Annotated in this window: 25 protein-coding genes; 11 read left to right on the top strand and 14 right to left on the bottom strand. The window is 70.1% G+C overall.

All coding sequences use genetic code 11. The features are described from left to right. Positions 1 to 17: 17 nt before the first annotated feature. Positions 18 to 629 (bottom strand): TetR/AcrR family transcriptional regulator, encoded by a 612-nt coding sequence (locus ON34_RS13365; RefSeq protein ID WP_245548018.1) that lies wholly within the window; start codon positions 627 to 629, stop codon positions 18 to 20. Between the two features lie 69 nt (positions 630 to 698). Next, positions 699 to 1,601 carry an alpha/beta fold hydrolase gene (locus ON34_RS13360; protein ID WP_040779338.1) on the bottom strand — a complete coding sequence of 301 codons (903 nt, stop codon included), beginning with the start codon at positions 1,599 to 1,601 and terminating at the stop codon, positions 699 to 701. Positions 1,602 to 1,728: 127 nt separating this feature from the next. Here ON34_RS13360 and ON34_RS13355 point away from each other — a divergent pair, with 127 nt between their 5' ends. After that, positions 1,729 to 3,585 (top strand): Na+/H+ antiporter, encoded by a 1,857-nt coding sequence (locus ON34_RS13355; RefSeq protein ID WP_040779181.1) that lies wholly within the window; start codon positions 1,729 to 1,731, stop codon positions 3,583 to 3,585. Between the two features lie 7 nt (positions 3,586 to 3,592). Here ON34_RS13355 and ON34_RS13350 read toward each other — a convergent pair whose 3' ends face one another. After that, positions 3,593 to 4,141 (bottom strand): TetR/AcrR family transcriptional regulator, encoded by a 549-nt coding sequence (locus ON34_RS13350; protein WP_040779179.1) that lies wholly within the window; start codon positions 4,139 to 4,141, stop codon positions 3,593 to 3,595. A gap of 216 nt (positions 4,142 to 4,357) precedes the next feature. Here ON34_RS13350 and ON34_RS13345 point away from each other — a divergent pair, with 216 nt between their 5' ends. From ON34_RS13345 to fadD11, 3 genes are all read left to right on the top strand, one after another. Next, on the top strand, positions 4,358 to 4,957 hold the full coding sequence (locus ON34_RS13345; protein WP_040779177.1) for a TetR family transcriptional regulator: 600 nt from the start codon (positions 4,358 to 4,360) through the stop codon (positions 4,955 to 4,957). Positions 4,958 to 4,997: 40 nt separating this feature from the next. Then, entirely contained in the window at positions 4,998 to 5,648 is a 651-nt protein-coding gene (locus ON34_RS13340) for an enoyl-CoA hydratase-related protein (protein ID WP_040779175.1), read from the top strand. A 174-nt stretch (positions 5,649 to 5,822) separates the two neighbouring features. Next, positions 5,823 to 7,634: a fatty acid--CoA ligase FadD11 gene (fadD11, locus tag ON34_RS13335; RefSeq protein ID WP_040779173.1), complete on the top strand. Its 1,812-nt coding sequence runs from the start codon at positions 5,823 to 5,825 to the stop codon at positions 7,632 to 7,634. Positions 7,635 to 7,652: 18 nt separating this feature from the next. On the opposite strand, the gene ON34_RS13330 is transcribed toward fadD11, so the two are convergent. The 7 genes from ON34_RS13330 to ON34_RS13300 form a co-directional block, all read right to left on the bottom strand. Further along, positions 7,653 to 8,732 (bottom strand): MBL fold metallo-hydrolase, encoded by a 1,080-nt coding sequence (locus ON34_RS13330; protein WP_174372032.1) that lies wholly within the window; start codon positions 8,730 to 8,732, stop codon positions 7,653 to 7,655. A 70-nt stretch (positions 8,733 to 8,802) separates the two neighbouring features. Continuing rightward, positions 8,803 to 10,041, bottom strand: a complete 1,239-nt coding sequence (gene mshC / locus ON34_RS13325) for a cysteine--1-D-myo-inosityl 2-amino-2-deoxy-alpha-D-glucopyranoside ligase (RefSeq protein ID WP_040779171.1) — start codon at positions 10,039 to 10,041, stop codon at positions 8,803 to 8,805. Between the two features lie 137 nt (positions 10,042 to 10,178). Next, positions 10,179 to 10,598, bottom strand: coding sequence for a hypothetical protein (locus tag ON34_RS13320; protein WP_040779168.1), 420 nt, complete (start codon positions 10,596 to 10,598; stop codon positions 10,179 to 10,181). A 95-nt stretch (positions 10,599 to 10,693) separates the two neighbouring features. After that, the gene (locus tag ON34_RS13315; RefSeq protein ID WP_040779165.1) at positions 10,694 to 11,503 is read right to left on the bottom strand and encodes an SCO1664 family protein; all 810 of its coding nucleotides are present in this window, start codon (positions 11,501 to 11,503) and stop codon (positions 10,694 to 10,696) included. A gap of 4 nt (positions 11,504 to 11,507) precedes the next feature. Continuing rightward, positions 11,508 to 12,092, bottom strand: a complete 585-nt coding sequence (locus ON34_RS13310; protein ID WP_040779162.1) for a DUF3090 domain-containing protein — start codon at positions 12,090 to 12,092, stop codon at positions 11,508 to 11,510. Positions 12,093 to 12,165: 73 nt separating this feature from the next. Next, positions 12,166 to 12,924: a histidine phosphatase family protein gene (locus ON34_RS13305; protein WP_040779160.1), complete on the bottom strand. Its 759-nt coding sequence runs from the start codon at positions 12,922 to 12,924 to the stop codon at positions 12,166 to 12,168. 16 nt (positions 12,925 to 12,940) lie between these two features. Continuing rightward, positions 12,941 to 13,870, bottom strand: a complete 930-nt coding sequence (locus ON34_RS13300) for an undecaprenyl-diphosphate phosphatase (protein ID WP_040779158.1) — start codon at positions 13,868 to 13,870, stop codon at positions 12,941 to 12,943. A 281-nt stretch (positions 13,871 to 14,151) separates the two neighbouring features. On the opposite strand from ON34_RS13300, the gene ON34_RS13295 reads away from it, so the two are divergent. The 4 genes from ON34_RS13295 (at position 14,152) to ON34_RS13280 (ending at position 18,440) form a co-directional block, all read left to right on the top strand. Continuing rightward, the gene (locus tag ON34_RS13295; protein ID WP_040779156.1) at positions 14,152 to 15,129 is read left to right on the top strand and encodes an aldo/keto reductase; all 978 of its coding nucleotides are present in this window, start codon (positions 14,152 to 14,154) and stop codon (positions 15,127 to 15,129) included. A 269-nt stretch (positions 15,130 to 15,398) separates the two neighbouring features. Beyond that, positions 15,399 to 16,442 carry a heme/hemin ABC transporter substrate-binding protein gene (locus tag ON34_RS13290; RefSeq protein ID WP_051022482.1) on the top strand — a complete coding sequence of 348 codons (1,044 nt, stop codon included), beginning with the start codon at positions 15,399 to 15,401 and terminating at the stop codon, positions 16,440 to 16,442. Then, positions 16,439 to 17,524, top strand: coding sequence for a FecCD family ABC transporter permease (locus ON34_RS13285; RefSeq protein WP_040779153.1), 1,086 nt, complete (start codon positions 16,439 to 16,441; stop codon positions 17,522 to 17,524). Before ON34_RS13290 ends, ON34_RS13285 begins: the two co-directional genes overlap by 4 nt. A gap of 121 nt (positions 17,525 to 17,645) precedes the next feature. After that, a complete protein-coding gene (locus ON34_RS13280; protein WP_051022501.1) occupies positions 17,646 to 18,440 on the top strand; it encodes a heme ABC transporter ATP-binding protein in 795 nt (264 codons plus the stop codon). A gap of 156 nt (positions 18,441 to 18,596) precedes the next feature. On the opposite strand, the gene ON34_RS13275 is transcribed toward ON34_RS13280, so the two are convergent. Genes ON34_RS13275 through ON34_RS13265 form a run of 3 tightly spaced genes read right to left on the bottom strand, consistent with a single transcriptional unit; the run spans position 18,597 to position 21,603 of the window. Next, positions 18,597 to 20,690: an MMPL family transporter gene (locus ON34_RS13275; RefSeq protein ID WP_040779150.1), complete on the bottom strand. Its 2,094-nt coding sequence runs from the start codon at positions 20,688 to 20,690 to the stop codon at positions 18,597 to 18,599. Positions 20,691 to 20,706: 16 nt separating this feature from the next. Further along, on the bottom strand, positions 20,707 to 21,240 hold the full coding sequence (locus ON34_RS13270; protein WP_040779147.1) for a WKL family lipoprotein: 534 nt from the start codon (positions 21,238 to 21,240) through the stop codon (positions 20,707 to 20,709). A gap of 6 nt (positions 21,241 to 21,246) precedes the next feature. Then, positions 21,247 to 21,603 (bottom strand): hypothetical protein, encoded by a 357-nt coding sequence (locus ON34_RS13265; protein WP_040779145.1) that lies wholly within the window; start codon positions 21,601 to 21,603, stop codon positions 21,247 to 21,249. A gap of 156 nt (positions 21,604 to 21,759) precedes the next feature. On the opposite strand from ON34_RS13265, the gene ON34_RS13260 reads away from it, so the two are divergent. Genes ON34_RS13260 through ON34_RS13250 form a run of 3 tightly spaced genes read left to right on the top strand, consistent with a single transcriptional unit; the run spans position 21,760 to position 24,153 of the window. Further along, the gene (locus ON34_RS13260) at positions 21,760 to 22,773 is read left to right on the top strand and encodes a YncE family protein (RefSeq protein ID WP_040779143.1); all 1,014 of its coding nucleotides are present in this window, start codon (positions 21,760 to 21,762) and stop codon (positions 22,771 to 22,773) included. Next, positions 22,773 to 23,072 (top strand): DUF5703 family protein, encoded by a 300-nt coding sequence (locus tag ON34_RS13255; protein ID WP_245548017.1) that lies wholly within the window; start codon positions 22,773 to 22,775, stop codon positions 23,070 to 23,072. The genes ON34_RS13260 and ON34_RS13255 overlap by 1 nt, the downstream gene beginning before the upstream one ends. A gap of 4 nt (positions 23,073 to 23,076) precedes the next feature. Beyond that, positions 23,077 to 24,153 carry a quinone-dependent dihydroorotate dehydrogenase gene (locus ON34_RS13250; protein WP_040779141.1) on the top strand — a complete coding sequence of 359 codons (1,077 nt, stop codon included), beginning with the start codon at positions 23,077 to 23,079 and terminating at the stop codon, positions 24,151 to 24,153. A 13-nt stretch (positions 24,154 to 24,166) separates the two neighbouring features. Here the strand turns inward: ON34_RS13250 and ON34_RS13245 are convergent, their stop codons facing one another. Next, positions 24,167 to 24,553 carry a hypothetical protein gene (locus tag ON34_RS13245; RefSeq protein WP_063821672.1) on the bottom strand — a complete coding sequence of 129 codons (387 nt, stop codon included), beginning with the start codon at positions 24,551 to 24,553 and terminating at the stop codon, positions 24,167 to 24,169. Positions 24,554 to 24,768 lie beyond the last annotated feature (215 nt).

The raw sequence follows: 24,768 nt of genomic DNA, 5'->3' as shown, positions 1-24,768 counted from the left end.
TCGCGGTTCTGGCCGGATCAGCGGGCGGCGGCGACCAGTTCGCGCAGTTCGCCGACCGCGTCGTCGAGCGGGGTGATGTCGCGGTGGACGCGGCACAGCGCGATAGCGCCCTCGAACGCGGCGATGGTCAGGGTGGCCAGGCGGCGTGCGCGGTCGGCGGGCACGTCGTGGCGCTGGAGCATCTCGGTGAGCGCGCGGTGCCAGCGCTGGAAGACCTCTCCGGCGAGGCGGGCGAATTCGGGTGCGTCGTCGTTGGTTTCGACGGCGACGGCGACGATGGGGCAGCCGGCGCGGAAGTCGCTGTCGAGCAGGGTGCGCCGCCACATCGCCGCGAACCGGTCCAGGGCGGTGGCGGGGTCGTTGTCGTGGGTGAGGCGCTCGATGAATCCCGACATCAGCTCCCCCGCGGTGCTGACCGCCTCGGTGATCAGCTCGGTGCGTCCGCCGGGAAAGTGGTGGTACACCGAGCCGCGTGGCGCGCCCGTGGCCGCGAGGACTCGGTCCACGCTGGTGGCGCTGGCGCCGTGCACACGCAGCGAGTCGATCGCGCCGTCGATCATCCGCCGCCGCGCGTCCCCGGGCCGGGGGCGTGCGGTCCTGTCGCTGCGGGCTCGGCGTGTCGATGTCATATCGCCATGGTATGGCGTCTGCCATAAAGGTCGTCGCGGTACGGTCCGCGACGACCTTTCCCGCCGTGCTCAGGGGGTGGGCTTGTCGACTCGGTTGCCGTGGAATTCCAGCACGGCCGCGAGGGTCTGCTCGGGTGCTTCCAGTTGGGGGTAGTGGCCGATGCGTGGCAGTTCCACCACGTCGGGGTCGGTGATCAGCTGGCGGTAGCGGCGCACCATGTGGCCGCCGGAGACCGGGTCGGCCAGCCCGTCGATGAGCCGGATGGGTACCTGGGTCTGCCGCAGGGCCTCCACCCAGCGTTGCCGGTGCTTGCGGCGCTCGGCCATGTAGCGGATCAGCTTGTGGCCGTTGCGTTTCCCGTGCCTGCTGCACCACAGCAGCCAGAACTGGTGGAGTTCGGCGTCGGTGGGTTTGGTGTCGGGCCCGAACACCGCCGACAGGCTGCGGTGGAAGGTGCGCTCGGTGCCGAGCACCCCGACCAGCGGTCCGAGCGGACTGGCCAGCAGCCGCTGTACCAGCCGCGCGCGGTGGGTTTCGGGGAACAGGCCGCCGTTGAGCAGGCACACCGATTCCAGCACCAGCGACTCGTCACCGGCCGCGCGGCGTTCGGCGTCCCTGGCGAGCAGTTCCTGGGCGACGGTGTCGCCGTAGTCGTGGGCGAGCACGTGGAATCGCTGGATGCCCTGGTCGCGCAGCAGGTTCTCGTGGATGTCGGCTTGGTCGGCGATGCGGTAGTCGTAGTGGCGTGGTTTGGCCGACCAGCCGAAGCCGATCATGTCGGGGGCGATGACCCGCGCGAAGCGTTCGCACAGGCTCGGCCAGAGCCGGTGCCAGTCCCAGGACGCGGTGGGGAATCCGTGGATGCACACCAGTGTCCCGTCCGTGCCGCCGCCGCCGTCGCGCCAGAAGATCTGGTGGCCGCGATGTGTGAGACGTCGTCCGTTCGCCCGCCAGGCCGCGAACTCCTCCATGTCTACCTCCTCGTCGCCGACAAGCATGGCGCGTGTGCGCGCCCGGGCACAGTGATTCGGTCGACCGCGCACGTGTCATGTACCGTGCGGGCCGTTTGCCGATCGTGCGCTCTGGAAGAATTCCACCGTGGACGTCGCGATCGGCTTGGTTGTTCTTATTGCGTCAGCGGCCGCGTTGGCGGCGCTGGCGCGCCGGTTCGGGATATCCGAGCCGTTGGTTCTGACGCTGGCCGGGGTGGCGGCCTCCTATCTGCCGTTCGTGCCGGAGATCCACCTGGAGCCGGAAGTCATTCTGCTCGGTTTGCTGCCTCCTTTGCTGTATACCGCCGCGATTCGCACGTCGCTGGTGGATTTCCGGGCCAACGCGCGCACCATCGCGTTGCTGTCGGTGGGGCTGGTGTTGTTCACGACGTTCGCTGTGGCGGTGGTGGTGTGGTGGCTGCTGCCGGTGCCGTTCGCGGTCGCGGTCGCGCTGGGGGCGGTGGTGGCTCCGCCGGACGCCGTGGCGGCGACCGCGGTGGCGCGCCGGACCGGGATGCCGCGGCGGATCGTCACGATCCTGGAAGACGAGTCGCTGTTCAACGACGCCACCGCGCTGGTGGCGTTGCGCACGGCGTTGGCGGCGATGGCGGGGATGGTGTCGATCTGGGAGGCGGGTGCGGACTTCGCGCTCGCGGCCGGTGGCGGCGCGGCGGTGGGGATCGTGGTGGCCTATCTGCTGGCGATGCTGCGGCGGCGCATCACCGATCCGGTGCTGGATACGACGTTGTCGTTCCTGGCGCCGTTCGTGGCGTATCTGCCCGCCGAGGGCGTCCACGCGTCGGGAGTGATCGCGGTGGTCACCTGCGGCATGATTCTCGGGCACAACGCGCCGGTGTGGCAGAGCGCGGCGTCGCGGATCGCCGAGCGCACCAATTGGCGGACCATCCAGTTCATTCTGGAGAGCGCGGTGTTCGTCCTGATCGGGTTGCAGGTGCGCGGGATCCTGGAGGGCGCCTGGCGCAGCGGGCTCGATCATCGCAGCCTGGTGCTCGCGGCGCTGGCGGTGCTGGCGGCGACCGTGCTGGCACGGCCGGTGTGGGTGTTCGGTTCGTCGCTGCTGTCACGCAGTCTCGGAATGGGTGGCGCGGTGCCGGCGAGTCATCTGGTCGTGGTGTCGTGGGCGGGCATGCGTGGTGTGGTGACGTTGGCGGCGGTGTTGCTGTTGCCGCAGGACACTCCGCAGTTGCCGGTGCTGAAGCTGCTGGCGCTGGTGGTGGTGGCGGGAACGCTTCTGCTGCAAGGCACGTCGCTGCCGTGGCTGGTGCGGTGGTTGCGGTTGCGCGGGCCCAGCCGCGCGGAGGACGCATTACAGAAGGCCAATCTGATGCAGCAGGCGACCGCGGCGGGTTTGGCCGTGCTCGAGGCACGTATCACGCCCGATACGCCGCCGGGTGTGGTGGAGACGTTGCGTGATCGCGTCACCTGGAAGACCAACGCCGCCTGGGAGCGGCTGGGGCGGGCGGAGTCGGAGCTGGTCACGCCCACCGCCGAGTATCGGCGGCTGCGGTTGGAGATGTTGCGCGCCGAACGCGAAACGGTATTGCGGGTGCGGGATTCGGGCACGGTGGATCATGAGGTCCTGCAATACGTGCTGGCTCGATTGGACCTGGAAGAGTCCATGATCGACCGCTACGACGAGACCGAGGAAGAGCGTGTCGAACCGCTGGCGGCGCCACCGAGCGGCGACACCTGCGCGCATCTGCGTTCGGCGCCTCTGGTGCGCACGCACGCTGGGCCCGACGAATGCGCCGAGTGCCTGGCGGAGGGATTGAACTGGGTGCATCTGCGCATGTGCTTGTCATGCGGGCACGTCGCCTGCTGCGATTCCTCGCCGGGCAATCACGCGTCCAGGCACTACGCCGACAGTGGGCATCCGGTGATGCGCAGCGTAGAGCCGGGCGAGGCGTGGCGGTGGTGTTATGTCGACGAGCTGCTGGGGTAGACCGCGTTCAGCGGCGGGCGTGGGAGTAGATCAGGCGGGCGTATTCGGCCAGTAATCCGTCCAGGGACAGGTCCTCGCCGCCCGCGGCGATCTGCTGGTAGCCCACGAGCATCGCCATGCCGAGGGAGGTGACCACGGCGGCGGTGTCATCGTCGCCGACGACGCCTTTGACCGCCTTGTGCACAGTGCGTCTGCGGGATTCGTCGACGCGTTTGAGGGCGAGGTTGACCGATTCGTCATTGGCGGCCCAGGCGCGGATCGCGGCTTCGGCGGCGTGGTGCAGTCCGGCGGCGAGGTCGGACATGGCGCGGATGTCGTCGTCGGGATTGCCCTGGTTGAACGGCATCGTCCCGAGGATGCGCACCTGGCGGTTCTCCCAGTGGTCGAGCAAGGCGTCGACGAATCCCTGCCAGCTGCCGAAGTGGTGGTAGAACGACCCGCTGGTGACGCCGAGGCGGCGACAGAGCACGCCGATGTTCAGGCCCTTGAAGCCGAATTCGGCAAGCACCTCCAAGCCGGTGTCGAAGTACTGCTCCTTGGTGACCACACGTGACATTCGCGGCGCCGTTCTCTTCGTTCGGGCAGGGGGGGTGAGGGACCGAACAGTACCCCATCGTAGCGTCGACGGGACCGCGCCGGGCGAAGTACCGCGGCGTACCCCGTAGGTACACCTAGGTACCTGTTACCAGCCGAAATATCTAGGGCCCCTGGGTTATCTGGGCCGCGGGGCGCGCCGAAAATAACAGAGCAAACGCTCTGTTATAGTGGCGCCATGCCACGACCCCGGACGCACGACCCCGACACCGTGCTGGACGCCGCGGAGTCACTGGCTGTTCGCTGCGGCCCTGCCGCGGTCACCACACGCGCGGTCGCGGCCGCCACCGGCATGTCCAACGGCGCGATCTACCACACCTTCGGATCGCGCGCGGAACTGCTCGGCCGCACCTGGCTGCGCGCCGCTCGCCGATTCCTCGACCTGCAGACCACGCTGGTCGAGACGGCACTGGGCAGCAGTGACGGCGTCGAGGCCGTGGTCGCGGCGGCCGAGGCGCCCGCGGTGTTCGCCCAGCGGCATCCCGACTCGTCGCGGCTGCTGCTCGCCGTGCGGCGCGAAGAGTTGCTGGGCGAGCTGCCCGAGGCGGTCGCCGCCGACCTGGCCGCGACCGACCGGATGCTGGTGGAGCTGATGATCCGGCTGTCGCGACACCTGTGGCAGCGCGGCGACCGCCGCGCCGTCGACGTGATCACCCTGTGCCTGGTCGACCTGCCCACCGCCGTGCTGCTGCGCCGCGAGCGGCTCGCCGATCCCCGTGCGCGGGAATACCTCCGCAGCGCCGTGCGCGCCGTCCTCGCGGTCGGCCCGCCACCCTGACGATCCCCCGGTCCCCTATCCCCTACCCAAAGGACTCACCATGCCCACACTCGACTACCACGACAAGATCGCCGTCCTGGATCTGGGCGGCGACGAAAACCGTTTCTCCCCCGCCGTTATCGAACACGTGGTCGCCCACGTGGACACCGCGCTCGCCGACGGCGCCGCGGGCCTGGTCACCACCGCGAGCGGCAAGTTCTACTCCAACGGCCTGGACCTGGACTGGCTGGCCGAGAACGCCGATCGCGCCGAGTGGTACGTCGGGCAGGTGCAGGCACTGTTCGCGAAGATCCTCACGTTGCCGATGCCCACCGCGGCGGCGCTGCCCGGCCACGCGTTCGGCGCGGGCGCCATGCTCGCCATCGCCCACGACTACCGCGTCATGCGCGCCGACCGCGGCTATTTCTGCTTCCCGGAGGTCGACATACGCATTCCGTTCACCCCTGGCATGGCCGCACTCATCCAAGCCAAGCTCACTCCGAAGACCGCGGTGGCTTCGATGACCACCGGCCGCCGCTTCGGTGGCCTCGACGCCGCGGCCGCCGACATCGTCGACGCCACCGCCGCCGAAGGCGCCGTCACCGACACCGCGCTGGCCCTGCTGGCGCCGCTGGGCGGCAAAGACCCCGGCACCCTCGGCGCGATCAAGAACACCATGTACGCCAAAGCCGTCGCGGCGTTGACCGTCTAGACAGCCGCAGCCCAGCGGCGCCCGTCGGTCGCCACACCGAATCCCTTGCGCGAGAGCGAGTTCGGTAGACGCGAGCGGAAATCCGCTGGACTCGAAAACGATCGAAACGCCCCACTCGCCGCGGTCGGGCACCTACTGTCTGGGGAAGCTGGGTTTCTCCGAACGAGGTGTGCGATGACCGAACCGAATACGTCCTGTGCCGCATTCCAACACAGCGTGGCGATCGATCCGGACGCGGTGGCCGTCCGTTCCATCGGCGGCGCACAGACGCTGACCTGGCGGGAGTACGCCGAGCAGGTCCGCGCGGTCGCGGGCGGGCTGGCCGCCCTCGGCGTCGGCCGCGGCGACACCGTGGCGTTGATGATGGGCAACCGGGTGGAGTTCTATCCGATCGAGGTCGGCGCGCAGCACACCGGCGCCACCTCGTTCTCGGTGTACAACACCCTCTCGCCCGAGCAGCTGAACTATGTGTTCGGCAACGCGGGCAACCGGGTGGTGGTCTGTGAACAGCAGTACGTCGAGCGCATCCGGCGCTCGGGGGCGGCGATCGAAACCATCGTCTGCATCGACGGCACCCCCGGCGGCACGCTGAGCCTGGAGGAGCTGAAGGCCATGAGCCGCCCCGATTTCGACTTCGAGGCCACCTGGCGCGCCGTGCGCCCGGAGGACGTGCTCACCCTCGTCTACACCTCCGGCACCACCGGGAATCCGAAGGGTGTCGAGATCACCCATGCCAATCTGCTGGCCGAAGCGCGGGCGTTCCATGCGGTGCTGCCGGTCGAGTTCGGCGACCGGCAGACCTCCTATCTGCCCTCGGCGCACATGGCCGACCGGTTCTGTTCGCTGTATCTGCAGCAGGTGTACGGCACGCAGATCACCGTGGTGCCCGATCGGTCGCTGCTGCCGGCCGCGCTGGCCGACGTGCACCCGACGATCTGGGGCGCGGTGCCGCGGGTATGGGAGAAGCTGAAGGCGGCCATCGAGTTCTCCGTGGCCAGCGAATCCGACGACGCCACCCGCGCCGCGCTGGAGTGGGCGCTGGATGTGGCGGCCCGCAAGGCCGACGCGCAGCTGCGCGGGGAACCGATCGACGCGCCGCTGGCCGCCGAATGGGCGAAGGCCGACGAGCGGGTGCTGTCCGGATTGCGCGCGAAAATCGGTCTGGACCAGCTGAAGTGGGCGATGTCGGGCGCCGCGCCGATTCCGCCGCAGACACTCGGGTTCTTCTTCGGGATCGGCATCCCGATCTCGGAGATCTGGGGCATGTCCGAGCTCACCTGCGTGGCCAGTGCCTGTTCACCGCAGCAGGCGCGGTTGGGTTCGGTGGGCCGGATGTTGCCCGGGATGCAGTGGCGCATCGCCGAAGACGGTGAATTCCTGGTGCGGGGACCGCTGGTGATGAAGGGGTACCGCAAGGAGCCGCAGAAGACCGCCGAGGCGCTGGACCCCGACGGCTGGCTGCACACCGGCGACATCCTGTCCGTCGACGACGACGGCTACCTGCGGGTGGTCGACCGCAAGAAAGAGCTGATCATCAACTCGGCCGGAAAGAACATGTCCCCGGCCAACATCGAGAACGCGATCAAAGCCGCGACCCCGCTGGTCGGCGCCATCGCCGTGATCGGCGAGGCCCGCCCGTACAACACGGCGCTGATCGTCATCGATGCCGAAACCGCGGCACTGTATGCCACCAAGCATGATCTGCCGGACGCGTCGGCCGCGGCGCTGGCGGCCGACGCCGGTGTGGTCGCCGAGATCGCGCGCGGTGTGGCCGCGGGCAACGCGACGCTGTCGCGGGTCGAGCAGATCAAACGGTTCACCGTGCTGCCGACGTTCTGGGAACCCGGCGGTGACGAGGTGACCTTGACGATGAAGTTGCGGCGCAAGCCGATCGCGGCCAAGTACGCCGAGCAGATCGCGTTGCTCTACGCCGACCAGCCGGGCGAGACTGTGCACCAACCGGAGGGCCAGCAGGCGAGGTTGTAGCGAATCCGCGTGGACGCCTCACAGCGTGAAGGTGAGTCGCTGGGGTCGCAGATAGTCGGACGGATCGTGCATGGTGCGCAGGTCCGGTCGTTGCGCGGCGGGGATGCGGGCCAGTTCGGCGCGCAGCGGCGCGTCGTAGGTGGCGGCGCCGGCGGTGAGGCCGGGCAGCCAGTTGTCGTGATGGCTGGGCACGAACAGCGCCGGGGTCAGCGCCTGGATGTAGGTGCGTGGATCGCGCAGGCCGTTGTTGATCTGGTTGTAGCCCTGCACCGCGCCGATCTGCACGTCGGTGGGCGGCAGCGCGGCGAGGACGTCGAACACGTGCGGGGCGCGCTCGGTGAGCGGGCCTGTGGAGTCGTGCCAGACCAGCGTGCAGCCCGGTACCCGGAACTGGTACAGCAGCACCCCGCCCTCCGGGTCGCGCAGGCGCCCCACTCCTTGCAGTAGGCCGCCGAGCGTCGGCGGATGCGCGAGCATGATCCCGGGCTGCGGGCGGGGGAAGAAGCGCGGGGATCCGTCGATCGGGTCGGGCGGGGTGCGCGCGGAGTGCAGATGCCGCACGATGGTCACCTCGACCGCGCCGACGCTGAAGTCGTCGCGGGTGCCGATCGGTGTGTCCGCGTCGCCGTGCGCGGCGGTCGCGAACGCCGGATCGGTGACCTGCGCGGTGATGGTCGCGCAGTGTTCGGCGGTGCCGTGCACGGTGGCGGCGCTGGCTTGGGCGATGCGGGCGGCGTCACCAGCGTGGTCGAAGTGCCCGTGACCGATGAAGATCGCCGCGGGCGCCAGGTCCACCAGATCCTGCGGTGTCGCCGGGACGTATCCGGTGCTGGTCAGCCGCGGCACCCACGCGTCGAGCAGGAAGACCGAACCGCCGATGGCCATGGCGTAGGTGGTGCAGCCGATCCAGGACAGCACCACCCGATCCGTTCGCGGTGCGCCGGATTCGGTGTCGATGCTGTCGGCGCCGAAGAAGCGGATACGCGCCGCGATCGTGCGCGGATCGGTGGGCTCGGCCGCGGGCTGCAACTGTCCGACCGCGAGCGTCGCCAGTTTGCCGCCGTGCCCGAACAGTCCCAGGCCAGGAATCTTGCACACGCCGGTACCCCATCACGAACACGCCATGTGGGCAAGTGGTCGGCCGGGAGACCAGCGCCGCGCAGGCCTTTTACAGGCGGATGCCCAGCAGAGCGTCGACCGCGGTGGTGATCAAGGCGGGCGCTTCGCTGTCCTGACCGCCGTAGTCGATGGCCTGACGGGCCCAGTTGTCGACCGCGTCGAGCGCTTTGGGGGTGTCCAGGTCGTCGGCCAGATGCTGGCGCAGCCGCGCGACGGTGTCGGTAGCCGACGGGCCCGCCGTGCGGGCGGTGGCGTCGCGCCACAGCCGCAGGCGGTGCTGCGCGTGCTCGAGCAGCGCGTCGGTCCACATCCGGTCCTGGCGGTAGTGCCCGGCCAGCAGCGCCAGCCGGATGGCGGCCGGGTCGACGCCGTCGCGGCGCAACACCGACACCAGCACCAGGTTGCCCCGGGACTTCGACATCTTCTCCCCGTCCAGCCCGATCAGACCGGCGTGCACGTAGTGGCGGGCGAAACGACGACCGGCGATCAGCGACTCGGCGTGCGCGGCGGAGTATTCGTGGTGCGGGTAGATCAGGTCGCTGCCGCCGCCCTGGATGTCGAATTCCGGGCCGAGGCGGTTGACCGCGATCGCCGAACACTCGATGTGCCAGCCGGGCCTGCCCGCGCCGAACGGGGCGGGCCAGGACGGCTCGCCGGGGCGGGCCGCGCGCCACAACAGCGCGTCGATGACGTCGCGTTTGCCCGGACGGTCCGGGTCGCCGCCGCGCTCGGCGAACAGCCGCTCCATCGTGGACCGGTCGTAGCCGGATTCGTAACCGAACTGCTCGGTGGCGTCGGCGCGGAAGTAGATGTCCGGGAATTCGGCGTCGTCGACGACGTAGGCGGCGCCGGAGGCCAGCAGTTTCTGCACGAATTCCACGACCTCGTCGACGGATTCGATCGCGCCGACGTACTCGCGCGGCGGCACGATCCGCAGCGCGGACATGTCCTCGCGGAACAGGTCGGTCTCCGCGGCGCCGAGCTCACGCCAGTCCACCCCGTCGCGTTCGGCGCGTTCGAACAGCGGGTCGTCGACGTCGGTGACGTTCTGCACGTAGTGCACCTCGTGGCCCGCGTCCCGCCACAGCCGGTTGACCAGGTCGAAGGTCAGGTAGGTCGCGGCGTGACCGAGATGGGTGGCGTCGTAGGGGGTGATCCCGCAGACGTACATGGTGGCGGTCGCGCCGGGGGTGACCGGCCGTACCTGTCGGTCGGCGGTGTCGTACAACCGCAACGGCGGTCCTGCTCCAGGGACGGCGGGGACGGCGGTGTCGGACCAGGACTGCATGCTTATGAGGGTAAAGGTGTGGTGGAGATCATCCGTCCCCGCCCTGGCGAAGCCCCCGGCCCGCCCGGTCGGCGGGCCCATCGCGACCTGCGTCTTCCAGCAAATCGTGGGATGTCAATATTTTCGGTTCGGCTGAATCACCTGTCGCGGCGGGTGGGATCGGTGATCGTGTTGCGGGTGATCGCGAACGTCCCGTCCAGATCGGGGATATCGGGATCGGTGTCGGCGAGGGCCACCTGGGTGAATTCGCCGCGCGCCACATCGAACTCGAGTTCGTGATAGGCGACGGTATCGCCCCAGTCCGGGGAAGGCAACGAGATGAAGCGCATGGTGAACCGCCCGGAGTCCACCGAGCCCTCGGTGAGGACGTAGACCCCGAAGTGGTCTTCGCCCGCCGAGCTCAGCCAGTAGACGCCGTTGTCGTAGAGGTGCAGGTCGGTGTCGGGGTAGGGCTTCTTGTCGTAGAGATGCACGTAGTGCAACGCCAGCGTGTAGGTCGGCGCCCCGATGCTGATCTGTACGGTCGGTGCCGCACGGTCTCCGGTCGAGTGGGTCATCGGGTCCTCCTCGTCATCGCGCCGAGCGTTCGAGCTTCAACTGTGCCAGGAATCCGCCCGGTACGGCATCGGCCGCGGTTCAGGGGGCGGCGCGTTCAGAAGGCGGGCCACGGGATGGGGCGTGCGGTGCGCGGCAGCGGCATCACCGGGTCGTCGAGCAGGTGCTGGGCGCGTTCGGCCAGCGCGTCGATCTCGTTGTCGGTGATGTGGTCGCTCAACGCGTCGGCGACCGCGCCCGGCAATTGTTTGGCGAATGCGGTGATGTCGGCGATCAGGTCATCGTTGATGGGTTGACCGGCCCAGCCCCACAGCACGGTGCGCAATTTGTGCTCGGCGTGCAGGCAGATGCCGTGGTCGACGCCGTACACCTGACCGTCCAGGCCTTCCAGCGCGTGCCCGCCCTTGCGGTCGGCGTTGTTCAGCAGCACGTCCAGCACCGCCATACGCTGCAACCGGGGATCGTCGGCGTGGATCAGCGACACCTCGTTGCCGTCCTGGTCCAGTGCGCGCAGCACCTCACGGAATCCGTCGGGCACCGCGCCCGCGGGGCACAGGTCGATCAGGTCCAGCCGGTTGCCGCGGTCGGTGTGGTTGTCCACGCCGTCGACCCAGCGTTGCACCATGCCGGGCCCGAAAGGTCCGTCGCGCAGGATGGTTTCGGGAATCACGCCCCAGCCGATCGCCTCGGAGATCAGATACGACGCCACTTCGCGTCCGGCCAGGGTGCCGTCGGGGAAGTCCCACAGCGGCCGTTCGCCGCGGATCGGTTTGTAGACCACCCGCAGCGGCGGCTGGTCGCTGTCGCCGTCGAGCACATCGCAGACCAGGGTCACGTTGCTGGCGGTGTTCACCCGCCCGATCACCGTCAGCTCGCCGCCGCGGAATCGGTCCCCGGCCTCGGCCACCGAATCACTCCTCTAGTTCGGTCGCGCCGAAGATGTCGCCGCGTTTGTATCCGTTGGTTCGCACGCACATGTGGCCGCGTGCCGACAGCGGCTCGCCGCACAGCGGGCACGGTGGACGGCCCGCGGCGATCACCCGGGTGGAGCGCAGCGCGAATTCGCGGGCCTGGATCGGGGTGAGGAACACCCGCACCGCGTCGGGTCCCTCCTCGGTGTCGTCGAGCACCACCGACTCGTCGACCTCGGTTTCGGTGATCGCCAGCAGTTCGACCACCACCGCGCCCGCGTCGGCGTCCCAGCCGAGGCCCATGGTGCCGACCCGGAACTCGGCGTCGATCGGGGTGACCAGCGGCGCGTTGTCGGTGACGTCCTCGGCCTGCGGCGGCACTTCGGCGCCGAAGCGGCGGGCGACCTCGTCCAGGAGCAGACCCATCCGGTCGGCGAGCACCTTCACCTGCTGCTTCTCCAGCAGCACGCTGACCACGCGCGGTTCCTGCACGGCCTGCAGATAGAACGCGCGATCGCCCGGCTCACCGACGGTCCCGGCGACGAAACGATCGGGGGTGCGGAATACATGGATTGCGCGTGACACATGCACCTCCTGATACGTGACCCTGATCGACTACCCGCGGCGCGGGGATTCCATACAACGACCGTTCGGTTGTCTACAAGGAATCGCGGCGCTCCGCATTCCCATTATCCGCACTTCCGCCGCCACCGAGCTCGCCACCGGGGACAGGACCGGAGCTCGCGGCATCCGGCGCCGCCGAGGCGGCGCCAGGAGGTTGCCCGCCGGTGGCGGCGAGGGCGGACAGATCGGCGCCGGTGTCGTTCATCCGCCACACGTACGGTGCGGTCGGGGTGTAGCGGATGACGCTGATCGAGGCGGGTTCGACCATGATCCGCTGGAAGCCGTCGAGGTGGATGCCGAGGGCGTCGGCGAGCACCGCCTTGATCACGTCGCCGTGCGTGCACGCCACCCACAGTGCGTCGCGGCCGTGTTGCTGCGCCAGCGCGCGGTCGTGGTCGCGGATGGCGGCTACCGCGCGGGACTGGACTTGGGCCAGGCCCTCACCGCCGGGGAACACCGCGCCGGAGGCATGTCGCTGCACGACTTTCCACAGCGGTTCGCTCGGCAGCTCGGCGATCGGGCGGCCGGTCCACTCGCCGTAGTCGACTTCGACGAGCCGATCGTCGAATACCGGCTCCAGCCCGAACTTTTCCGCCAGCGGCGCCACCGTGAGACGGCAGCGCAGCAGTGGGGAATGCACGATCCGTTCGATCGGCAGCCCGGCCAGTCGTTCGGCCACGGCCCTGGCCTGCTCGTCGCCGCGCTCGGTGAGCCCGACGCCGGTGCTGCGGCCGGCGAGCTGGCGGGCGGTGTTCGACGTCGACACACCGTGCCGCAACAGGATCACCGTCATGCGGCCAGCCTAGCGATCATGTCGCCGAGACCGCCCCTCCCGCCAGCAGACCCATGATGGCCAGCCCGAGCACGATGCGGTAGCCGACGAACCAGTAGAACGAATGCCGCGCCACGAAACGCAGCAGCCACGCCACCGACGCGTAGCCGACGACGAACGCCAGCACCGTGGCCACCAGCAGTTGCGGCCCGCTGGCATTGAGCCCCTCACCGGCGGGTTCGAACGCGTCCGGCAGGCTGAACAGGCCCGAAGCGGTCACGGCTGGAATGGCCAGCAGGAACGAAAACCGTACGGCCGCTTCACGCTCCAGCCCCAGGAACAGACCGGCCGTCGATGTCGCGCCCGAGCGCGAGACACCGGGGATCAGCGCAAGGCACTGCGCGAACCCCATCGCCAGACCGTCGCGCGTGGTCAGCTGCTCGATCGGGCGCTCCTTGCGTCCGAAGTGTTCACCGGCGGCGATGATCAGGGCGAAGAAGATCAGCATGAACGCCACCAGCCACAGATTGCGTGCCCCGGTGCGGATTTGATCTTTGAAGACGAACCCCAGCACGCCGATCGGGATGGTGGCGATGATCACATACCAGCCGATGCGGTAGTCGAGGTCGCGCTGGGTCCGCTCGTCGAGAACGCGGGTGCGGTCGGCGGTGAGAACCGGAAGCTTCGTGGTGGGCTGATCGTGCAGGGGGAGTTCCTGCCGCCCGCGCGCGGTCACTCGCTCGCGCAGTCCCGCGAACCAGGCCAACACGATCCGCCAGATGTCCTTGGCGAAGAACACCAGCACCGCGGCCTCGGTGCCCAGCTGGGTGACCGCGGTGAACGAGGCGCCCGCGTCGTCGCCGAAGAAGACCGAGGACACGATGCGCAGATGCGCCGAGGAGGAGACCGGCAGAAACTCCGTGAGCCCCTGCACCAGACCCAGCACCAAGGCCTGCACCCAGGTCATCGACTCACCAACCACGAACCAGCCTCCACTTCCGCCCGAAATCTCTGTTCCCACCCGGGCAAGGGTCCGGCGGTCGGTCGCGCCACTGTGACCACCGCCGCAATCACGCAGCGACAGTACAGTGTCGAGGTCGCCTCGGCATGCCCGGCTGTTGCACCGCCGCCATCGCAACGGTTGCGGCGGTTTCCCGCCGACGGAAGTGCGACCCACTGTGCTGGTGGGCGTCGAGTTGCGTATCCACACTCTAGGCTTGGCGCCGTGACGATTGCGCGGGCGCGGTGATGGAACAGCGGACGGTCGGCCGCAGCGGCCTACGAGTGTCCCGGATAGGACTGGCGACCCACACCTGGGGTGCGCATACCGACACCGACGAAGCGGCAAGGCAGTTGGTGGCGTTCGCCGAGGCGGGTGGCACGCTCGTGGACACCTCCCCCGCCTATGCCGGTGGTGCGGCGCAAAAGATCTTGGCCGAACTGCTCGGCGATCTGGTCTCGCGCGACGATCTGGTGCTCAGCGGCTGCGCGGGTGTCGCGCCGCGGACCACGCCTGCCGCCCCGGTGGGAGCTTCGGTGCCCGCGCCGGACCCGGTGGGCCCGGCCGTGGACACCTCGCGCCGCGCGCTGCTGCGCCAACTCGATCGGACGCTGCTCGAACTGGGCACCGACTACCTCGATATCTGGCATGTCGCCGCCTGGGACCCGGCGACGCCGCTCGAGGAGGTCGCCGCCACCCTCGAATTCGCGGTCCGCTCCGGGCGCGTGCGCTACGCCGGGGTGCGTGGTTTCAACGCCTGGCAGGTCGCCAGCATCGCCGCGGTCGCGCCCGTCAGCGTCGCGCAGACCCCGTACTCGCTGCTGGCCCGGGATACCGAAACCGATTTCATTCCGGCCGCCCAGCATCACGGCGTCGGGCTCATCGCGACCGCGCCGCTGGCCGGGGGCATCCTCACCGGCAAGTATCGCGACGGGGTGCCCGCCGATTCGCGGGGCGCGGACGAGGCGACCGCCGCCGAGATCCGCCACCGGCTCGACGACCGCGCGACCAGGGTGGTCGAGGCGCTGGTGACCGCCGCCGATGGGCTGGCCACCTCGCCGCTGGCCGTCGCGCTGGCCTGGATCCGGGAGCGGCCCGGTATCGCCAGCATGATCGTCGGCGCCCGCGACATCGGGCAGCTCACCGGCGTGCTGGCCGCCGAAACCCTGGAACTGCCGCGCGCGATAGCGGCCGCCCTGGACGACGTCAGTGCACGCGCCGAGTGACAGAGATTAGCCTTGCCTGCATGAGGGAGCGCCAGCGAGCGAACCGACGACACAGCCGAGCACTCATTCGTGCCGGAGCCGAGCGCCAGCCAGGCGCGGGCATGAGCGAGCACAGCGAGCGAACAGTGGACACAGCCGAGCGCTCGTTCGTGCTGGAGCTGAGCGCCAGCGGGACGCGGGTATGTGCGAGCGCAGCGAGCGAATCGTCGATACAGCGCGTGGCGTATGCCGCAGCCGAGCGTCGGCCAGGCGCGGGGACGAGCACTGCAGTGACCGCGGGGCGGCAGGGGAAGCGAGTCCGAGCCGGGTGGCGTGCCGTCCTCGCTCTGCTCGCGGCGGCCCTGCTGGCCGGGTCGGTCGCGTGCGGCGCCGACGGCGCGGCCTCGCACGGCGGGCACGGGCCCGCGACAGCGACCCTCACCGATCTGGACCCGGTGCCGATCGGTCCGGAGCCGACGCCGACGCTGCCGGTGACGGTGCGTTCGTTCGACGGCGGCGAGGTCACCGTCACCGACGCCAGCCGCATCATCGCCGTGGATCGCTACGGCACCCTCGCCCAGATCGTCTACGCGCTCGGGTTGGGGCCCAAGCTGGTGGGGCGCAGTACCTCGGCGGCGTTTCCCGCGGTGCGGGAGGTGCCGAACGTGGCGGGCGGCAACGGGTCGCTGAACGTGGAATCGGTGCTGGCGCTGCGGCCTTCGGTGTTCCTGACCGACACCACCAGCGCCGCGCCCGCGGTGCGGGAGCAGTTGCGCGCGGCCGGTGTGACGGTCGTGTACTTCGATCCGCAGCGCACGATGGACGGGGTGGTGCCGCAGATCGAGGCGGTCGCGGGCGCGCTCGGTGTGCCGGAGCGGGGGCAGGCGCTGGCGCAGCGCACTCGCGACGAGATCGCCGCCGCCAGCGCCGCCGTGCCCGCCCAGGATCCGCCGCTGACCATCGCGTTCCTGTATCTGCGTTCCACGGCCATCACGATGCTCGCTGGGCCTGGGTCGGGCGCGGACGCGTTGATCGCGGCGCTGGGCGCGCGGGACGCGGGCACGGCGGCCGGGCTGAAGGAGCCGTTCACCGCGATCACCAGCGAGGCGATGATCGGCGCCGCGCCGGATGTGCTGCTGGTGATGTCGGACGGGCTGAAGTCCGTCGGCGGGGTCGATGGGCTGCAGAAGGTGCCCGGCATCGCGCAGACCCCGGCTGGGCGGGACCGGCGCGTGGTGGACATGTCCGATGCGGTGCTGTTGAGTTTCGGGCCCAACACCGGCCGGGTGATCGCGGCGCTGAGCGCGGCGGTGTACGGCACCGGGCACGCATGAGCGCTACGACAGCGGCGCGACCGGTTTCTCCCGCGCCGAAGTCACGGAGCCGTTCGCGGGTGCTGCTGGTGTTCGTGGTCGCGGTGGCGGGGTTGGTGGCGCTGGCGGTGGCGTCGGCGGCGATCGGGCAGGTGCCGACCACCCCGGCCGAGGTGGCGGGCAGTGTGCTGCGCCGGATCGGGCTGGAGCTGGGTCCGGTGCCCGCGCATCCCTCCGGGGAGGTGACGTTGTGGCAGGTGCGGTTTCCGCGGGTGGTGCTGGCGATGCTGGTCGGTGCGGCGCTGGCGACCGCGGGTGCGTTGTTGCAGGGGGTGTTCGCCAATCCGCTGGCCGAACCCGGTGTGATCGGGGTGTCGGCGGGCGCCGCGGTCGGGGCGGGCACGGTGATCGTGGTGGGTGGTGCGTTCGTGGCGGCGTGGTCGGTGGCCGCGGCGGCGTTCGTCTCGGGGTTGGCGACCACGCTGCTGGTGTATGTGCTGGCGCGCGCGAATGGACGCACCGAGGTCGTCACGCTGGTGCTCACCGGTGTCGCGATCAACGCGTTCGCGGGCGGGGTGATCGCGCTGCTGCTGTTCGTGGCGTCTCCGGCCGCCCGCGACCAGATCGTGTTCTGGCAGCTGGGGTCACTCAACGGCGCCAGCTGGGAATCGGTGGGCGTGGTCGCGCCGCTGACCGCGGTGGGCGTGGCCGCGGCGGTGCTGCTGGCGCCGCGGCTGGATCTGCTGGCGCTCGGTGAGTCCGCCGCCCGTCATCTCGGCGTCGACGTGGAGCGGCTGCGGCGCAATGTGATCGTCGTCGTCGCGGTACTGGCCACCGCCGGTGTCGCGTTCACCGGCATCATCCTGTTCGTCGGGCTCATCGTCCCGCACCTGGTGCGGATGCTGGTCGGCCCCGCCCACCGCGTCCTCATCCCGCTCAGCGCCATCGTCGGCGCGGTCGTGCTGCTGGCGGCCGATGTCTGCGCCCGCTCCCTGGTCGACAACGCAGACCTGCCGCTGGGCATGCTCACCTCCCTCATCGGCGGCCCCGTCTTCTTCTGGCTGCTGCGCCGCACCCGAGCCCGCTCCGGAGGCTGGGCATGATCCCGGCGGGCTTCGCCGAACGGCACATGGCTGCGGCGAACGTCGACAGACCCTCTTCATGGTGTGCCGCTGGACGGGGATCAGGAGGACCGGGGTGAGGGTGTTGGTGCGGGCGCATGAGATGCCGGAGGCGCCGAAGCCGGGGGCGGTGACGGTGCGGGCGGCGGGGGTGAGTGTGGATCGGCAGGCGCGGCGGGTGCTCGATGGGATCGACTTCGAAGCCGTCGCGGGGCAGGTCGTCGCGCTTGTCGGGCCCAATGGCGCCGGTAAGTCGACGCTGCTGGCGGCGCTGGCCGGGGAGTTGAGCCTCCGCGAAGGCATCGTGGAGCTCGACGGGCAGCCGTTGGCGCACTGGTCGACGCTGGACATGGCGCGGCGGCGAGCGGTGTTGCCGCAGACCCACACCGTCGGCTTCCCGTTCACGGCACGCGAAGTGGTGGCGATGGGCCGCGCGCCCTGGGTGCGCACCGAGCGGCGTGAGCTCGACGACGAACAGATCGCCGCCGCGATGGCCGCCACCGACGTCGAACACCTTGCCGCCCGGGCGTTTCCGACGCTGTCGGGTGGTGAACGCGCCCGGGTCGCGCTGGCGCGGGTGCTGGCCCAGGACACCGCGACGCTGCTGTTGGACGAGCCGACCGCGGCGCTGGATCTCGGTCATCAAGAAGCGGTGCTGCGGTTGGCCACCGATCGCGCCGCGGCGGGCGCGGCGGTGGTGGTGGTCCTGCACGACCTGGGGATCGCCGCCGCCTACGCCGACCGCGTCGCGGTGCTGGAATCCGGCCGCATCGCCGCCGACGGCCCGCCCCGCGAGGTGCTCACCACCGATCTGCTCAGTCGCGTCTACCAGCATCCGGTGGAAGTTTTCGACCACCCGGTCACCGGTGCTCAACTGGTGCTGCCGGTGCGTCGCTGACGGCGTCGCCGCCGTGCCGATGGCCGACGCCGGGATAGCCACCTGCCCCGTTCTGCGGCGTCCGGGGCGCGTGGCGGTAGCGGCCACGCCGGGCGTTGGTCGGCCGGACGTGGCGTGCACCGCCGAGGGCGGACACCGGACGGCAAGTCCGCGGCCCTAGCGCCAGATCAGTTTGAGTACCGCGGGGGTCAGCAGCATGCGGATCACGGTGGCGTCCAGGATCAGCGCCGCGATCATGCCGTAGGCGATGTATTTCATCAGCACCAGATCGGAGAACCCGAACGCGCCGGTGACCACGATGAGGATGGCGGCGGCGGAGGTGATCACGCCGCCGGTGTGGGCGATGCCGTAGCGGATCGCCTCCGGTGCGCACGAGCCCGCGGCGCGCGCCTCCGAGACCCGCGACAGCAGGAAGACCTCGTAGTCGGTGGACAGTCCGAACACCACCGTCACGATCAACGCCAGGACCGCGAACATCAATGGTCCCGGTGTGAAGTCGAGCAGGCCCGCGCCGTGGCCTTCGACGAACACCCAGGTCAGCACGCCGAGGGTGGAGACGAGGCTGAGCGCGCTCATCGCGACGGCCTTCACCGCGAGCACGATCGAACCGAACGCGGCGTACATCAGCGCCAGCGCCGCGGCCGCCAGGATCGCCAGCAGCATCGGCAGGCCGTCGAGCAGACCGTTGATGCTGTCGCGCTCGAGCGCGGGCACTCCGGCGACCATCACCCGCACCCCGGGCGGCTCTGGGATGGCGCGCAACGCGGCGATCACCCGGTCGGCGTCGCGTTTGTCGGCCAGTCCGGCGGCGAGGACGTTGATGCCGTCCTTGGTCGCCGCGGCGGGCTCGAAGCGCCCGGTCAAGCCGGGAATCTGGCTGGCGGCGTAGCGGATGTCGCTCAGTTGCCGCGGGTCGGCGCCGACCACGACGAGTTTCAGCGGTTCGGTGCGGAAGCTGGGGAACAACTCGTCGAAACGTTCCTGCGCCACCCGCGCCGGATTGTCGTGCGCGAGATAGCGTTCGCTGAGTCCGCCGAACTCGATGTGCCGCAGCGGGATGCTCAGCGCGAGCAGTGCCAGCACGATCGGCACGGCCACCGCCAGCGGACGGCGCATCGCCCACACCGCCAGCCGGGAGAAGAATCCGCCGTCGATCTGCGCTTCGGTTTTGCTGCGGGAGAATCGTTTCCAGCCCAGGAAGTCGATGCGGTGCCCGACGATGCTCAATGCGGCGGGCAGCGCGGTCACCGACAGCACTGCCGCCAGCAGCACCGAGCTGATGCCGCCCAGCGGCACCGAGCGCAGGACCCCGTTGGGGAAAATGAACAGCGCGCCGAGGCTGATGGCGATGATGGCCGCCGAGAACAGCACCGTGCGTCCGGCGGTCGCGACGGTGCGGGCGGTGGCTTCTTCCACGTCGTGGCCCGCGGCCAGTTCCTCTCGGAACCGGGTGACGGTGAACAACCCGTAGTCGATCGCCAATCCCAGGCTGACCAGTGTCATGACGGCGGAGGCGAAGACGTTGACGTCGATGTGGTCGGTGAGCAGCCGCAGCCCGCCTTGGGTGCCCAGGATCGTCATGCCGCCGATGAGTACCGGCAGCAGTGCCCCGATCACGCCGCCGAATACGAAGTACAGGCCGATCGCCACGATCGGCAGGGCGATCATTTCGGCGCGTCTGATGTCGCGTTGCATGCCGGTGTTGATGCCTTCGACGATCGGCTGCAACCCGGCCAGCTGCACCGTGGTGCCGCCCGGCCCGCCGCCGGCGCGTCCGGCGCCGAGATGGTCTTCGATGGCGGCGTAGTTCTCCACGGTGGCGGTGCCGGAGCCGCGTAATCCGACGCTGGCGAAGGCGTGGGTGCGGGTGGCGTCGGTGGCCTGCGCGGCGAACGGGCTGTCCCAATAGCTGTCGATCTTCAGGATGCGATCGGGGTAGGCGGCCAGCAGCGCGGCCAGTTGTGCGGTGACCGGGCCGCGGACGGCGGGGTCGTCGACGGTGGCGCCCGCGGGGGCGGTGTAGAGCAGGATCAGGTCGCTGTCGGTGTCGCGGCCGAAGGTGCGGTCGGCCAGTTCGGCGGCGGCGACCGATTCGCTGCTGTCGTCGAACCAGCCCTCCTGGGTCAACCGGCCGGACAGGTCGCGGCCGTACCAGCCCGACACCAGGACGAACAGCAGGAAGACGGCCAGCACGAGGAAGCGGTTGCGGTGGACGAACCGTCCCCACCGCAGCGATCCCGGCCTGCGCATCGAGTCGGGGCCCGGTTCAGCCGCAGGCCGGTGTGCGGTAGTCGGCCGAGCGCAGGATGCCGCACAGGTCGGTGCGCGAGATCCGCCACTTGCCGTCGATCAGCACGAAGTGCACCACGGTGGTGCGCACGGCGGTGCCGGTGCCGTCCTTGTCCAGCCGCATGGTGGCGGTCAGGGTGCCGTCGTGGTTGTCGAACACCGGGTCGGTGACGCCGTAGACGGCGCGCGGATTGTCCTGCAGCGCCCGGTACATGTCGGGGATGGCCTGGCGGAAGGCGTCGCCGTCTTCGATGAGGGCGGTGCGTTCGCTGTCGGGCAGGGCCGGGTCCAGCGCCCGCTTGATCTGGGCATCCAGGTCGGCGGCGGTCGGCAATGGCGGGTGGGCGGCGCTGGAGGAGGCGGCGATCGAGGACGACAGCGACGCGTTCGCCGACGAGCGGGCGGCCGCGACGGCGTCGTCGTCGGGCCCGCTGTCGCAGCCGGTGATCGGCGCCGCCAGCAGCAGGCCCGCAGCGGCGAGGGCGGTGCGGGCGAGTCGTGTGTGGGTCATCACGTCCTACATACCGTCGATGACGGAGCTGATCCGTCCCAGCAGGGCCCGCACGGTCGTGACGTCGCGGTCGGCGGCGGCCTCGATCGTCGCGGCGTCGGGGATCATATCCCGCACCAGGGCCACGACACTGCGCTCGTCGTCGAGGTCGATGTCGGTGACGGTGGCTTCGGCGACCGCGAGGACGTCTTCCGGGCCGGGTACGGCGCTGTCGAGGTCGCGGCGGTAGATCTCCAGCGTGAGGGTCGCGCGGACGGTCCGGAACGCGAAGGGGTGGCCGTCGGCGGTGGTGCCGAACCCGTGCGCGTACGGGCCGACGGTGATGTCATCGACGACAAATCCCGACGGATGGTCGGCTTTCAACCGGAATCTCCCTGAATCGGACAGCGTGTGGACTCCACCGTAACTCCGATCACCGACATCGTGCTCGCGCCGACACCCCGGTCGGTCGGTTCAGTGCGTCATCATGGTCAGATGGTGAGGTTGCGGAAGATTCGTCGGTAGTTAGGAGCTCGGTGCATGCGCCCTCGCGGCTCGATCCTCTCGGCACTCGCGGGTGTGGCGGTGCCGGTGCTGCTGGCCGGATGCTCCTCCGGCCCCGGCGGCGCGGACCTGCCGAGTCGGGATCCGGCCACCGCGGCGGTCGCGCCCGCGGTGACCACACCGCCGGCGGGCCGGGTGCTGCCCACCGGTCCGGTCGCCGCGCTGGAAGCCGATCCCGGCACCGGGCTGCTTGCCGTGCTCGACGGCACCGCCCTCACCGTCGTCGACCCCGGCGCCGCCCAGCCCGTAGTGCGCACCGTGACGCTGCCGGATCGCGCGAGCAGTCTCGCGCCGGGCAGGCCGGGTGAGATGCTGGCGGCCGCGCCGGGGCGGGTGCTGCGGGTGGATCTGGCCGGTGGCGCGGTCGGCGCGGTCGCCGTCGACGGCGACGCGCGGTCGGTGCTCGCGCGCCCGGACGGCGGGCTGCTGGTCGGTACCGCCGATGGCCGGGTGCTGGAGGTGGCGCCGGGTGGTGCGGTGACCGGGACGGTGTCCGGGCTGGTGTCGGCAGACGAGCTCGCCGAGGCCGACGGCAAAGTGACTGTGCTCGACCGTCACCAAACCGCGATCTTCGAGCTCGACTTGGGCCGCGACCGGTTCGGGCTGGCGTTGCGGGCCGGCGATGGCGCCACGCGGATGATCGGTGACGCGCGCGGCCGGTTCGTGGTCACCGACACCGCCGGTGGGGAACTGCTGGTCTACACTGCGGGACCGCTCGTGCTGCGTCAGCGTTTCCCGGTAGGATCTTCGCCTTACGCGATTGCCTACGATCAGCGGTCCGACACCGTGTGGGTGACGTGCACGCAGCGCAACGAGGTCGTCGGGTTCGACCTGTCGACAGGTATACCGAAGGAAGTGGGACGTTACGCCACCGTCCGGCAACCGAACTCGGTGACCATCGAGCAACACACCGGGGACTTGTTCGTGGGATCCGCGACCGGCGACGGTCTGCAGCGGATCGGTGCGGACGATCGGAAGAGAGGGCACTGATGGCTCGGACATCGCGCGCGGGTGACGATTCCGCGACATCCCCTGATCCGGCAGCACACCGGCGGCGCGGGCGCGCGTTGCCCGCGGGCTGGGAGACCACCAGCGACGACTACGAGTACGTGCCGCTGCGACTGCCGCCGGATGTCACGCGGGTGACCGCGTCCATGCGGCTGGCGATCCAGGCCGAGTTCGGCGGCTGGGAGCTCTCGCGGGTGCGGGCCTACACCGACGGCAGCAGGCGGGTCCTGCTGCGGCGGCGAAAATCCGCACTACTACCCCAGCCCGAACCCGGAATGTGAGCCGATGTACGCCCTGCTACTCCGACTGATGTTCCTGGTCGCGCCGGAACGCATCCACCACTTCGTCTTCGCTGTCATGCGGTTGGCCGCCTGGTGCGCGCCCGTGCGCTGGGCGATGAGCAAGATTCTCGTCATCGATGACCCGATTCTGCGCACCACCGCGTTCGGGGTCGAATTCCCCGCGCCGCTGGGTTTGGCCGCCGGGTTCGACAAGAACGCCGACGGTGTCGACGCCTGGGCCCCGCTCGGGTTCGGTTTCGCCGAGATCGGCACCGTCACCGCCCAGCCGCAGCCGGGCAATCCCGCACCGCGACTGTTCCGGCTGCCCGCCGACCGGGCGCTGATCAACCGGATGGGTTTCAACAACCACGGCGCCGCCGCCGCGGCCGAACGGCTGCGCGGGCGCCGCGGCGGCGTGCCGATCGGGGCGAACATCGGCAAGACGAAGATCGTCGAACCGGACGCCGCGGCCGCCGACTACGCCACCAGCGCCGCGCTGCTGGGCCCGCTGGCCGATTTCGTCGTGGTCAACGTCAGCTCCCCCAACACCCCCGGCCTGCGGGATCTGCAGGCGGTGGAATCGCTGCGTCCGCTGTTGCGGGCGGTGCTGGACAGCGTGCGGGTGCCGGTGCTGGTGAAGATCGCTCCGGATTTGTCCGACGAGGACATCGACGCGGTCGCCGACCTGGCCGTGGAACTGGGTTTGGCGGGCATCGTGGCCACCAACACCACCATTCGTCGCGACGGTCTGCGCACCGATCCGGACGAGGTGGCCGCCATGGGCGCGGGCGGCCTGTCGGGGCCGCCGGTCGCGGATCGCTCGCTCGAGGTGCTGCGCCGGTTGTACCGGCGGGTCGGTGACCGGCTGGTGCTGATCTCGGTCGGCGGCATCGAAACGGTCGACCAGGCGTGGGAACGCATTCTCGCCGGTGCGACGCTGTTGCAGGGTTATACCGGCTTCATCTACGGCGGCCCGTTCTGGATGCGCAGGATCCATCGCGGTCTGGCGCAGCGGTTGCGTGCCGGCGGGTACCGCAGCATCGGCGAGGCCGTGGGCGCGGAGCACAAAGCGCACGCGTGAGCTCCGGCGCCGGTCAGTGGTGGACGGGCGGGGGTTCGATCGTCTGCGTGAGCAATCGGCGGCCGCATGTGCCGGGCCCCGGCGGCGTCGGGTCCCCTTTGGGTCGCAACTCTTTCTCCAAGCGGGCCGCCATCCGCTTGGCCAGCAGGATCACCGCGTGCTCGCGCAGGATGCCCAGTTCGTCGGCGTAGACGTCGACGCGGGCCTGGGTCATCCGGTCGTGCACCATCCGCGGGTCGCTGAGCAGTTCGTCCAAGCGCATGCCCGCCAGCGCCTGAGCGCGGGTCAGCCGTCGGTCCGGCAGCCAGCTCAAGCGCCAGCCATCGGTGTCGGTGTCCCGATAGGCGGCTTCGGGGGTTATGTCGCTGGTCATCGTCCATTCGGTGGTGTGAATGGTCATCGTTGTCTCCGGTGCGACAGGTGGAGTGAGGCCGTCTCCAGGGTGCTGAGTTCGATGATCACGAATGCCTCCAGTCGTGCATCCGCTGGTACAGCGCGGTGGAGGTGCGCTGCGCCGTGAGTGGTGCGGTGTCGGCGGGCGCGGCATGACGCACCCGGCCCGGTGGCGCCGGGCGGCCGGATATGGCGCTCGGCGGAGAAGGGGATCGGACGCGC

Source organism: Nocardia pneumoniae NBRC 100136 (genome assembly GCF_000308755.1).
In the GTDB taxonomy this organism is placed as follows: Bacteria; Actinomycetota; Actinomycetes; order Mycobacteriales; family Mycobacteriaceae; genus Nocardia; species Nocardia pneumoniae.
This window is presented reverse-complemented; position numbering and strand designations above follow the sequence as displayed.